This window comes from Pseudomonas sp. X10, assembly GCF_054889225.1.
In genome coordinates this window covers 2,696,252-2,708,396 of record NZ_CM142677.1, presented here as the reverse complement: position 1 = coordinate 2,708,396, position 12,145 = coordinate 2,696,252, and the positions used below count along the sequence as shown (strand labels likewise).

General features: G+C 58.0%; 8 protein-coding genes and 1 pseudogene. 5 read left to right on the top strand and 4 right to left on the bottom strand.

What is annotated here, in order from left to right:
• Positions 1–163: 163 nt before the first annotated feature.
• Positions 164–925 carry a TetR/AcrR family transcriptional regulator gene (locus ACYU03_RS12405; RefSeq protein ID WP_461891119.1) on the top strand — a complete coding sequence of 254 codons (762 nt, stop codon included), beginning with the start codon at positions 164–166 and terminating at the stop codon, positions 923–925.
• Here ACYU03_RS12405 and ACYU03_RS12400 read toward each other — a convergent pair.
• Together ACYU03_RS12400 and ACYU03_RS12395 are read right to left on the bottom strand one after the other, a co-directional pair.
• Positions 904–1,542 (bottom strand): TetR family transcriptional regulator, encoded by a 639-nt coding sequence (locus tag ACYU03_RS12400; RefSeq protein ID WP_461891118.1) that lies wholly within the window; start codon positions 1,540–1,542, stop codon positions 904–906. The two genes, ACYU03_RS12405 and ACYU03_RS12400, sit on opposite strands and share 22 nt — an antisense overlap.
• 17 nt (positions 1,543–1,559) lie before the next feature.
• On the bottom strand, positions 1,560–2,330 hold the full coding sequence (locus ACYU03_RS12395; protein ID WP_461891116.1) for an IclR family transcriptional regulator: 771 nt from the start codon (positions 2,328–2,330) through the stop codon (positions 1,560–1,562).
• Positions 2,331–2,537: 207 nt separating this feature from the next.
• Here ACYU03_RS12395 and ACYU03_RS12390 point away from each other — a divergent pair, with 207 nt between their 5' ends.
• The 4 genes and pseudogenes from ACYU03_RS12390 to ACYU03_RS12375 all read left to right on the top strand — a co-directional run bounded on the left by ACYU03_RS12390 (position 2,538) and on the right by ACYU03_RS12375 (position 9,348).
• Positions 2,538–3,659 carry an efflux RND transporter periplasmic adaptor subunit gene (locus tag ACYU03_RS12390; RefSeq protein ID WP_461891114.1) on the top strand — a complete coding sequence of 374 codons (1,122 nt, stop codon included), beginning with the start codon at positions 2,538–2,540 and terminating at the stop codon, positions 3,657–3,659.
• Between the two features lie 36 nt (positions 3,660–3,695).
• A pseudogene (locus ACYU03_RS12385) lies at positions 3,696–6,849 on the top strand (efflux RND transporter permease subunit).
• Positions 6,846–8,252 (top strand): efflux transporter outer membrane subunit, encoded by a 1,407-nt coding sequence (locus ACYU03_RS12380; protein WP_461891112.1) that lies wholly within the window; start codon positions 6,846–6,848, stop codon positions 8,250–8,252. Before ACYU03_RS12385 ends, ACYU03_RS12380 begins: the two are co-directional and overlap by 4 nt.
• 112 nt (positions 8,253–8,364) lie before the next feature.
• On the top strand, positions 8,365–9,348 hold the full coding sequence (locus tag ACYU03_RS12375) for an IS5 family transposase (RefSeq protein ID WP_461887441.1): 984 nt from the start codon (positions 8,365–8,367) through the stop codon (positions 9,346–9,348).
• Positions 9,349–9,552: 204 nt separating this feature from the next.
• On the opposite strand, the gene ACYU03_RS12370 is transcribed toward ACYU03_RS12375, so the two are convergent.
• Together ACYU03_RS12370 and ACYU03_RS12365 are read right to left on the bottom strand one after the other, a co-directional pair.
• Positions 9,553–10,614, bottom strand: coding sequence for an acyltransferase family protein (locus ACYU03_RS12370; RefSeq protein ID WP_461891110.1), 1,062 nt, complete (start codon positions 10,612–10,614; stop codon positions 9,553–9,555).
• Positions 10,615–10,696: 82 nt separating this feature from the next.
• On the bottom strand, positions 10,697–11,833 hold the full coding sequence (locus tag ACYU03_RS12365; RefSeq protein ID WP_461891108.1) for an acyltransferase family protein: 1,137 nt from the start codon (positions 11,831–11,833) through the stop codon (positions 10,697–10,699).
• Positions 11,834–12,145 lie beyond the last annotated feature (312 nt).

The following is a 12,145-nucleotide window of genomic DNA, read 5'->3' as shown; positions in this document are numbered from 1 at the left end:
TGACAAATCAGCAAATATGGAACAAACTTGTCATTCCGACATTGGTATGCAATGTAGGACATAGCGCTCCCGCATTCAAGCATTTCGATCAAATATATTTATCTACCCGACAACCTGCATAGTTTTTCACAATGACGTTTTGTCACTTTCAGAGATGAAGTCCATGCCCGACCACGAACGGCCCTCCCCGCCAGGACGAACCACCCCTGACCATCGCCCGAAGATGGCGGAAAAGAAGCGTCTGCTGATGCGCACACGCCTGCTCGACTCGGCCATGCGCGTGTTTGCCGAGGCGACTGGCGCCACGCCGGTGATCGACGATGTGATTCGCGAAGCCAAGGTGTCTCGCGGCACCTTTTACCGCTACTTCGATTCGCTGGATCAGGTACTGGTCGCGCTTGGCCAGGACCTGAGCAACCAGATGACCACTGACATCCTGCCGCTCTACGACATCCTCGAAGAGCCTTGGAAACGTATCTCGGTAGGTTTTCGGGTATTCCTGGTGCGCGCCCTGCTGGACCGCAAGTGGGCAGGCTTCGTTACCCGCGTCGATGTCTGGCCGCACCATGCGTTGGTCGCCGAATACATGAGCCGCGACTTGGAAAGCGGACGTGCCGCCGGTCTGCTGTCTTTCGAGCGCGCTGACGCTGCCACTGACTTCCTCATGGGCGCCTCGGCCCATTGCATCCAGGCCATCCTGCAAGGTGTGGAAAACGTCAACGCTTACATGGACGCCTGTGTCCACATGGCCATGACCAGCGTGGGTCTTGACCACGCCACATGCCAACGCGGTGTGGACTTCTCGCTGACCTACCTGCAGGAGTGGGGGTCGGGCGCGCTGGAACTGCCACGCCCCGTGTGGGCATTGAATCTGAACTCGCGGGAAGGCCGTGAGTTTCTCGCCTACCGCCGAGGGGCGCACTGAGCAGGATCGGGGCCTCCCAATAACAGCGCTTGCTCCAGCACCGCGGTAAGATGGCTTAGCTCGATGTAGTCCGGGTTGATCAGTGATTCATAGATCACCCCCGTCAACATCGTCTTGACCGAACTGGCCGCCCTCTCGACCCGAGTGCAGGGTGTCCCGGAGCCACTGCCATGGCCTCTACTCAACATCGCCGCAATGTAGATTCTGATCCGCTCCAGGATGCAAGTCAGACGTACATGGATGCGGTGGTTCCCATCCACCAGCTCGGTGGTCTGCAGCAGAATCTGGGATACCCGATACAACCGAGGGTCTTTGATGATCGTCTCGATGCAGTGGACCAGAAATTTCGCAAGCTCGGTGGTCGACAGAGGTGTCTCGATCTCGTCGGGGCGTTGTGGCAAGCCGTCCCATGGCAACTGCGCCCGCTCCAGAATGGCATCCAAGAGCTCGGCCTTGTCTTTGAAGTGCCAGTAGATAGCCCCCCGCGTCATCTGCGCTTGCTGAGCGATGTCATGCAGGGTCGTCTGGGAAAACCCTTTCGAGCTGAACAACTGCTCCGCTGTATCCACTATCAGCTCGTAAGTCTTCAGGCTTTCCTGCTTGGTTTTTCTGGCCATGCCTATTTCCCGCCGCGCTAGGCCTCACCCGCAAGCTGCGAGATGGTCGTCTTGCATTCAACGAGCGCATTGATGAGCTCCTCGGATCGTCTGGCGAACCTTGCCGTAGGCGCAACGATGGCAACGGCATGCGGCCCCATGAACGTCGGGATCAAGATGCAGCAAGCGCTGATACCGCGGGTGTGTTCTTCATTGTCGATGGCGATCCCAGTCTTACGGATAGTGGCCAGTTCGCTAAGCAGCGCATCAAGATCCAAGGTGGTGTCGGTCAATTTAGCCAGCGGTTCGGGCAGAAGGGCCTTCACCTGATCGTCGCTCAGGGTCGACAGCAGCGCCTTTCCATCAGCGGTGGCATGCATTTGCATCGACTGGCCCATGGGGAACACCACCCGCAACTCGCGTTCGGCAATCACCCGGTCAATGACCGCGATCTGGTTACCACTGATGCAGGACAAGGTGACACTTTCCTGCACCTCGTTGCACAGCGTCTCCAACGAACGCCGCGCGATCGAGATGATGTCTCGATGGCTCTGATGGATCAGTTGCGCCAGTGCCGGGCCGAGGCGAAAGCCATTGCCAGGACGGGCAGGCTCTACCAATGCTTCCGCCTCCAGCGCAGCCACGATTCGCTGCACGGTGGAGCGCGCCAAACCGACCTCTTGAGCGATCGAGGCCAGCGACAGCCCCTTCGGATTGGCACCTAGCGTGCGCATGATGGCGCTAGCCCGCGCGATGACCTGGATACCGTTTGCCCGCCCCTCGCCGTCTTTATCGGTTTCGTAACTCATATGCCTTCTCATGATGGGCCGCAGCCCAGAGCGTTCTCCAATTGGCCGCGATTCTACAACGCCTCTCATCGAACTGGCGCTTCGCAGGATGTATTGCGCCACACCAAATAACCGCATTATGATACACCGAATCGCATTACGGGTTTAAAGCCTTTCGATGACCGTCTACAGACGGTTGCGTGCATCTTGTGAAGAGGAAAAGTGGAAATGAGACGTCGACACCTTTTGTATGCGCTGCCAATGGCCGTGCTGGCCTTGTCCGCGTGCAAGGAACAGGAGGCTGCCGCCCCTTCCAACCCCCCGGAAGTGGGCTATGTAACCTTGAAGACGCAAAGGGTGCTGCTCAGCAGCGACCTGCCGGGGCGTACCTCGGCGTTTCGTGTGGCCGAGGTGCGTCCACAGGTCAGCGGCATCATTCACAAGCGCCTGTTTACCGAGGGTGCAGTGGTGAAGAAGGGGCAGCAGCTTTATCAGATCGACCCTTCGACTTATCAGGCAGCTGTCGATAAGGCCCGGGCGACCCTGAACACCACGCGCAACCTGGCCCAACGCTATAAGCACCTGGTCGAGAGCCGCGCGATCAGCCGCCAACAGTACGACGATGCTGTCGCCGCTGCGGAGCAAGCGCAGGCAGATCTCAGGATGGCGCAGATCAATCTGGAGTACACCAAAGTGCTGGCGCCGATCGATGGGCGGATCAGCCGCTCGGCTGTCACCGAAGGGGCGTTGGTCAACCAGAATCAGGCCGAAGCACTGGCCTCGATTCATCAACTCGACCCCATCTACGTAGATGTGACGCAGGCCTCGGTCGACATGCTGAGGCTGCGCAGCGAGATGGAACGGGGTGAGCTCACCATGGCTGGCCCTGACCAAGTCAAGGTCCAGCTGAAGCTTGAGGATGGTTCGACCTATAGTCACCCCGGCGCCATGAAGTTTTCCGAGGTTACCGTCGACCCCACGACCGGTGCCGTCACCATTCGAGCAGCATTCCCCAACCCGGAAAACGTCCTGCTCCCCGGTATGTTCGTGCATGCGAAATTGACCGAGGGCGTGCGGGACAAGGCGCTGCTTGTCCCGCAACAAGGCATCGCCCGCGACCTGAAAGGCCAGGCCACCGCCTTCGTGCTGGATAACAGCGACAAGGTCGAGCTGCGCGAGGTGAAGGTCCTGCGCACCATTGGCAACGAATGGCTCGTGGCATCGGGACTGCAGGCAGGCGAACGGATCGTCACCGAAGGTGTGCAACGCATCAAGGATGGGGTTCTCGTCACTGCCGTTCCTGCGCGAAACATTGAACCCAACCCGGCGATGGCAAGCGCTGCCCAATAGCGCGAGCGGCTTTCCCTGCGAAGGAACTATCGATAAATGTCTAACTTTTTTATCAACAGGCCGATTTTCGCCTGGGTGATCGCCATTGTGCTGATGTTGGCGGGCGGACTGTCGATTCTTAAATTGCCAGTCAACCAGTACCCCAACATCGCCGCTCCGGCCATCATCGTCACCGTCACCTACCCCGGCGCCTCGGCCCAGACCGTACAGGACACCGTGGTCCAGGTCATCGAGCAGCAGCTCAACAACCTTGACGGACTGCGCTACATCACTTCGGAGAGCAACAGCGATGGCAGCCTGAGCATCATCGTCACCTTCGACCAGGGCACCGATGCCGACATCGCCCAGGTCCAAGTGCAGAACAAGCTGCAGCTAGCTACCCCGTTGCTACCGCAAGAAGTGCAGAAGCAAGGCCTGCGCGTGGCCAAGTACCAGGTCAACTTCATGTTGATCGTGGGCCTGTACTCCGAAGACGGCTCGATGGACGATTTCGATATCGGCAACTATATCGTGTCGAACATGAAGGACCCGATCACCCGCACCAAGGGTGTCGGCGACTACCTGATGCTGGGCGCGCAATACGCGATGCGGATATGGGTGGACCCTGAAAAGCTGGTGAGTTACCAGCTGACTCCGCAAGATGTCATCAATGCTGTCCAGTCTGAAAACGTACAGGTTTCCTCGGGCTCGCTCGGTGGCCTGCCGACTCATAAAGGCGTGCAGCTCAATGCCACGATCCTGGGCACCTCCAGGATGCAAACGGCCGAGGAATTCAAAGACATCCTGCTGAAGGTCAATCCGGACGGCTCGCAGGTGCGAGTGAAGGATGTCGCAGAAGTCGGACTGGGCGCGGAAAATTTCTCGATCTCCGGTACCTACAACGGCAAGCCTGCTGCCGCCATTGCCCTGCGCCTGGCGACTGGCGACTGGCGCCAACCTGCTGGAAACCGTCAAGTCCGTCCGCCAGACCGTTGCCGAGATGGAACCCTACTTGCCGAAGGGCCTGAAGGTGGTGTTCCCGTACGACACCTCGCCGGTGGTTTCCGCTTCGATCCATGAGGTCGTGAAAACGCTGTTCGAAGGGATCGTCCTGGTGTTTCTGGTGATGTATCTGTTCATGCAGAACCTGCGTGCAACCCTGATCCCGACGCTAGCCGTACCGGTTGTGCTGCTCGGCACTTTCGGTGTGCTGGCGGCGTTCGGCTTCACGATCAACACATTGACCATGTTCGGCATGGTCCTGGCGATCGGCTTGCTTGTCGACGATGCGATCGTGGTGGTCGAGAACGTCGAGCGCGTCATGGTGGAAAAGGGCTTGTCACCCAAAGAAGCCACGAGACAGTCGATGGGCGAAATCCAAGGCGCACTCATCGGCATCGCCATGGTCTTGTCTGCAGTGTTCGTCCCCATGACATTCTTCGGTGGTGCGACCGGAATCATCTACCGCCAGTTCTCGATCACCATCGTCTCCGCGATGGCGCTCTCGGTCGTGGTGGCGCTGATCTTCACGCCGGCCTTGTGCGCGACCATCCTCAAGCCTGTCAACCATGACCATCACGAAAAAAAGGGGTTCTTCGGCTGGTTCAATAGGATGTTCGACCGCAACGCGGACCGCTATCAGTCCAGCGTTGCCAGTATTCTCAAGCGCAAGGGTCTGTTCTTCGTCGTCTACCTCTGCTTGGTGGGAGCCGTAGCCCTGCTGTTCCCGCGTATCCCGACAGCGTTTCTCCCGGATGAAGACCAGGGCACCATGGTCGTCCAAGTGCAGATGCCGCCGAACGCCAGTGCCGAGCGCAACCAGGTCGTGCTCAATGAAATACGCGATTACCTGCTCGAAGAAGAGGCCGGGGTGGTGGAGTCCGCCTATACCGTGAACGGCTTCAACTTCGCCGGCCGCGGCCAGAACTCGGGCATGCTGTTCGTGGGCCTGAAACCCTGGGAAGCCCGTAGCGGCGACGATACATCCATCTTCTCGCTGGCCGAACGTATACAGGCGCGCGCCTCGCAGATCAAAGACGGTAACGTGATCGCCATCGTTCCGCCGGCCATCCTGGAAATGGGCAACGCCAAAGGCTTCGACATGTACCTGCAGGACCGTACCGGCCTGGGGCACAAGCGATTGATGGAGGCGCGTGACCAGCTCCTCGAACTTGCCGCGAAAGACCCACGGTTGATGAACGTCCGGCCGAACGGCCTGAATGACGAGCCTCAATACCAAGTCAAGATCGATAACGAGAAGGCACGCGCGCTGCAGGTCAGCATTTCCGACATCAACGAGACGATGAGTACCGCGTGGGGTTCGGCCTACGTGAACGACTTCGTCGATCGTGGGCGGGTAAAGAAAGTCTACATCCAGGGCGAGATTCAATCCCGCATCTCACCTGAAGACTTCGAGAAGTGGTATGTGCGCAACGCCAACGGCGAAATGGTCAAGTTCTCGTCGTTCGCCAGTGGCTACTGGACCTACGGTTCGCCGAAATTGGAACGCTACAACGGTGTGCCAGCCGTGCAGATCCAGGGTGAACCTGCGTTCGGGTACAGCTCCGGCGACGCGATGAAGGCGGTGGAAGAGATCGCGGAGCAGTTGCCGGACGGAGTGGGCCTGCAATTCACCGGCATCTCGTATGAAGAACGCTTGTCGGGTTCCCAGGCGGGTGCTCTGTACGCGCTGTCGATCCTGATTGTCTTCCTATGCCTGGCGGCCCTGTACGAAAGCTGGTCGGTTCCGGTTGCAGTCATGATGGTCGTACCGCTCGGTGTAATCGGTGCTGTCATCGCGACCTTGGCCCGTGGCTTGTCCAACGATGTGTTCTTCCAGGTCGGTCTGCTGACGACCGTGGGTTTGTCGGCGAAGAACGCCATTCTCATCGTCGAATTCGCCAAGGCGCTTCATGAGGAACACGGCAAGCCATTGCTGGAAGCGGCCGTCGAAGCGGCCCGACTGCGCCTGCGTCCGATCATCATGACCTCGCTGGCATTCATGCTAGGCGTACTGCCCCTCGCCATTTCCAACGGTGCAGGCTCCGGTAGCCAGCACTCCATCGGTACGGGCGTCATCGGCGGCATGATCACGGCGACCTTCCTCGCGGTGTTCTTCGTGCCGATGTTCTACGTCGTGATCTGCCAGCTTTTCATCAAGAAACCTGCGAAAGATGCCGGCGCGGCCGCTACGCATGAGGCACAGGTATGAAAAAGAAACTACACCATGCAGCAATGGCCGTTGCCTTGCTGTCATTCAGCGGTTGCTCGCTGATACCGAAGTACCACCAGCCGCAAGCACCGATCGAAGCCGCCTACAGCGTGCAGACGAAGGGTGAAGCGTCGAAGATCACCTGGGAGAGGTTTTTCCAGAATGAAGGGTTGAAGGCGCTTATCCAGCAAGCGCTGGCCAATAACCGGGACTACCGCGTGGCCGCCCTGAACATCGAGCGGGCCCAGGCGCTCTACCGCATCCAGCGCTCGGACTTGCTGCCTTCGATCAACGCCAGTGGCTCTGGTGTCGGTCAGCGGATACCTCACGACCTGAGTACCACAGGCCAGACAGAAACGACGCACAGCTATAGTGCCGGGCTTGGCTTCACGTCCTACGAGCTGGATTTCTTCGGCCGGGTTCGTAGCCTCAACCAGCAGGCGTTGGAAACCTATTTTTCCACGATCGAGGCAAAACGTAGCGCCAAGATCGCGTTGATCGCGCAGGTGGCAGCGGCTTATTACCAGCTCCAGGCTGACCAGCAATTGCTTGCCATAGCGCAGCGCACCCTGGCAAGCCAGCAAGAGAGCTACGCCTTGGTCAAGAGCAGTTATGACTACGAAGTTGCGACTGAACTGGACCTGACGCAGGCTGAAAGCACCGTCAGAACTGCCGAGTCCGCCAAGGCTCGCTATCAGCGCCTGGTCGAACAGGACAAGAACGCCCTGGTGCTACTGGTTGGCAAGCCGTTGCCTGACACGGCGTTCACCGCCATTGAACTGGACACACTACAGGTACAGGAAGATCTGCCGGCCGGCATGCCGTCCGAGCTACTCGTTTCCCGACCTGACATCCTCTCAGCGGAGCACCAGCTCAAGGCTGCCAATGCGAACGTCGGTGCGGCTCGGGCAGCGTTCTTCCCGAGCATCACGCTGACCGCGTCCGCTGGCTCGGCCAGCGCCCAGCTGGGCGACCTGTTCGCTGGCGGGCAAGGCGCCTGGTCGTTCATACCCTCCATCAACATTCCGATCTTCAACTACGGTCGTAACAAAGCGAACCTCGATGTAGCCAAGATCCAGACCTCGATTGAAGTCGCGAACTATCAGAAGGCGATCCAGACGGCCTTCCGCGAGGTCTCTGATGGGTTAGTGGCGAAGTCCTATCTGGACGCCCAAGTGATTGCCGAACACCAGCGCGTCCAGGCCAATAGCAAAAGCTATGCGCTGGCGGACAGCCGCTATCGCGAAGGCGTTGATACTTTTCTCAATACACTGGACGCGCAAAGGAGCCTATTCAGCGCTGAACAGGACCTGGTCACGGTGAAACTGGCAAAGGTCAATAACCTGATCTCACTCTATAAGGCGCTGGGCGGCGGAGAAGCGGAAGTACCTGTGGAGCTGTAACAACCCTGCCAGAACTCTTCCTCCCTTTGGGATTCTCCGATCAAGTCAGCACAGGCTGCACGACCTGTGCTGAAATGGCCCTTCGTTTAGCCACCCCAAGCAAGCCTTGCCCATGAGTCAGATGAGCTTCTCCGATTTCGAGTACGCCGGTAAGCGCAAGCAGACCCGCCGAGAGCGTTTCCTGGCCGAAATGGAGCAGGTCGTGCCGTGGAGCGGGTTGGTCGCGTTGATCGAGCCGCACTATCCAAAGGCCGGTGGCGGTCGTAAGCCTTATGCATTGGAAACGATGCTGCGCATTCACTTGTTGCAGAACTGGTTTTCGCTGAGCGATCCGGCGATGGAAGAAGCGTTGTACGAGATCACCTCTATGCGCCAGTTTGCTCGGCTGACGCTAAGCGCGCCGATTCCCGAAGACACGACGATCATGAATTTCCGACACCTCCTGGAGAAGCATCAGCTCGCAGCAGGGATTCTGGAAACCATCAACAACTATCTGCAAGACAAAGGCCTGTCACTGCGCCAGGGCACGATTGTCGATGCCACGATCATCCATGCGCCCAGTTCGACCAAGAACAAGGAAGGCAAGCGCGATCCAGAGATGCATCAAACCAAGAAAGGCAACCAGTACTTCTTCGGCATGAAGGCGCATATCGGCGCCGATGTTGAGTCGGGGCTGGTGCATCACGTTCACGGCACTGCCGCGAACGTCGCAGACGTGACGGAAGTCGCGCAACTGCTGCATGGTGAGGAGAATGTCGTCTGTGCGGATGCGGGTTATACAGGTGTCGAGAAACGACCAGAGCATGAAGGGCGGCAGGTGATCTGGCAGATCGCAGCCCGACGCAGCACCTACAAACGCTTGAGCAAACGCAGCGCGCTGTACAAGGCCAGACGCAAGATCGAAAAGGCCAAAGCCCAGGTACGTGCCAAGGTCGAACACCCATTTCGGGTGATCAAGCGCCAATTCGGCTATGTGAAGACCCGCTTCCGTGGGTTGGCCAAGAACACGGCGCAATTGACCACGTTGTTTGCGCTGTCGAATCTGTGGATGGCGCGCCGGCAGTTATTGAGCCCTGCGGGAGAGGTGCGCCTGTAAGGTGCGATAACCAGGGCTGAGCCCTGGCTATCGCAATGATCGGCGGCCGAAATCGAGTCGGCCTGGGTCAAGATGCCGTTCAGTGCTGGTCGCTGAGTAACTTGTTCGGAGTTTCCTTTGGGCTCGGTTTCTACGAGCCCTTTTTTTATCGCCCCCCAGACAAGCATTTCAGCTACCCGTAAGGTTGCCGGTCATTGCCGCCGGTCACTCGCCACTTTCCACCGGCAATGCCGGCGGCTGCCTGGCCAATGTGCGCGGGTCGACGTAAATGCCCCGCAACCACTCGGTCAACGGCAATTCCACCAGGCGATAAATGCCAATCGCCACCAGACAGCACAGGCCAATACTCACAGGGGTCATCACATAAGCGAGGACGCCCGGTGCGTCGAATACATGGAATACCTTGTTGAACACCTTCAATACATAGGGGTGGAACAGGTAAAGGGAATAACTGGCATCGCCGATCAAGACCAGCAACCCGGGCAGGCGGACTCCCGACAATCCATGCACCAGCGCCAGGAAGATCACCGCCGCCGGTATCCCCCAAGCCAGCGAGCGCCCCAGCGATGCGGCCAGTCCGCCGGCAAATGGCATGTAGACCAGGGCCGCGAGGCCGATCAATACCAACGTCGTGCGTATGCCCTTGCCGGGGCGGGAGGCGCGCCATGCAGCCGTACGTGCATACAAGGCATAACAGCCCATGCCCAGGACGAACTCGGCAAGAATCTGCTGGGTATAGAACTTGGCGAGCAGTGTGTCGAAGGTTGCCAGGTGGCCCAACGACACCAACGTCAGCAACAGGCCCGAACAAATCAGCAGGCGGTAACGGTGACTGATGGCCATGGAGATGGCGAACAAGGCATAGAAGAACATTTCGAAGTTCAGGGTCCAGCCCAAGTACAGTAGGGGCTGGACGTACTCGCCCTTCTGGTAGGGAATGAACAACAACGATTTGACCAGGCCAGGTACGTCCGCCGTGGTGTTGTCCAGCAAGTTCGGCAGCAGCAGGGCGACAACGAAGACTCCCAGGGTACCGAGCCAGTAAAGCGGGACGACACGGATTACCCGTTTGCTGAAGAAGTGGCTGCCTGATTGAGCGGTGACCAGAGCCATGATGAAGCCGCTGATCACAAAAAAGATATCCACGCCCCAGTCGCCATTGCGAAACAGTGGGATATGAAAGAAAACCACAGCGAGCGCGGCGATAGCGCGCAGTATCTGAACACTGTCCAGCTTGTCGGCTGGAGCCTGCAGGGCGGAGTTCATGGCGCAGTCCTTTTAGTCTGGCGCGAAAGAGGGAAATCCGTGAGGCAAACGCAGTACCCTGGCCAGCTGGATACAAACCTTGTCAGGACTCGAGCACGGGGCCTTTATGCGTATTTTTGTCAGCAAGCGCCCGGCCAACGGCCTGGCCGGTCATTTCGACATAGCGGTAGGTGAACATCGACACCAGTACCACCAACCCCCCCACCAGCAATGCCATCAGGTTGTTGAACAGTGCATGGCCGGTGTCCAGGTAGCGCGTCCCGTCAATCATCGGCGCGATATCGACGCCCAGAACTTTGCTCCCCACCATGAACGCTGACACCACACAAAACAAAATGGCCGCATGGGTCAGGTAGATGGAATAAGACAACTTGCCAAGAAAACCGAAGCAGCGCCCTGCCAATAACCGCGACAGCGCCCCGCCATCAAAGGCGAATATGAGGATGATCACGCCGAACAACGGGCTGGCCAGCAACGCCTTGGTAGCGAAATCGCTCACCACGAACACCAGCGCCGCGACGACAGCCAGGACCTCAAGCAGCGTCGCCAGCCAGAACCTCGGCTGCCCGGGTTGGGCAAGCTTGTGATACAGGGTGTAGGCGAGGCAGCCGGTAAAGAAGTAGGCCAATCCACGCAACGACTCGATGGTGAAGAAAGTGTTGCCCGTATAAATCAACGCCAGGGTCACCAATACGATGATCGCCCACAGCAATTGCCGGCCGCCCATGAGCATGCTCAGGATCAGTGCGAAAAGCATGTAGGTGTAATATTCGATACTGATGCTCCAGGACGGATAATTGAATGACAATGGATGGGTCAAGTGTGTCCAGGACTGCAGCAGCAGCGCATTCGGCAGAATCTCGGCAGGAGCAAACCTTTCGGTAAATGGCACATTATTGAATACCATGCCCTGCTGGAAAGCCATATATCTGCCGCACTCTAACAGGATGAACACCACCAGCATGAACAGGTGCAACGGCAACAGGCGGAATGTCCGCGCGATGAAAAACCGGCGGAAGTTCAACTGCACGTTATTGCCATAGGCATGCGTCAGCACAAAACCGCTGAGTACAAAGAAGAAAGCAACAAATACTTCGGCATGACGGAAGAATGCCCACTCGGTGAAACTGTCGCTGATGCGCAAGTGATAGAGCACCACCGACACGGCAAACAGCCCCCGGAAACTGTCCAGCGAGTGGAACCGCTTTTCTGCGCTCATGGCGCCCCCCTGCCCTTGCCGATGAACGGCGAATCCGATGTCACATTAGCATCAGCCTTTCAAACAGCAAGTCGGTTTTCAGCGCCGCTGGCAACACAATATTGACGCCGTAATTACGTCAAACATTGGATTAAATGAAGCGATCGCAATAGTTCCGAACAATTAGAAGTTGCGCGACTCGACTTCAAGCAAACAAGACTAAAAAGTTATATGCCGTTTATCGCTTCATCCGGGTGTCTTCGCTGTATAGCTTTCCCTATAACTCTCGCCCTAGAGCGGCTATTGGCAAAAAGCCAAGCTGCCGGGCGTCTG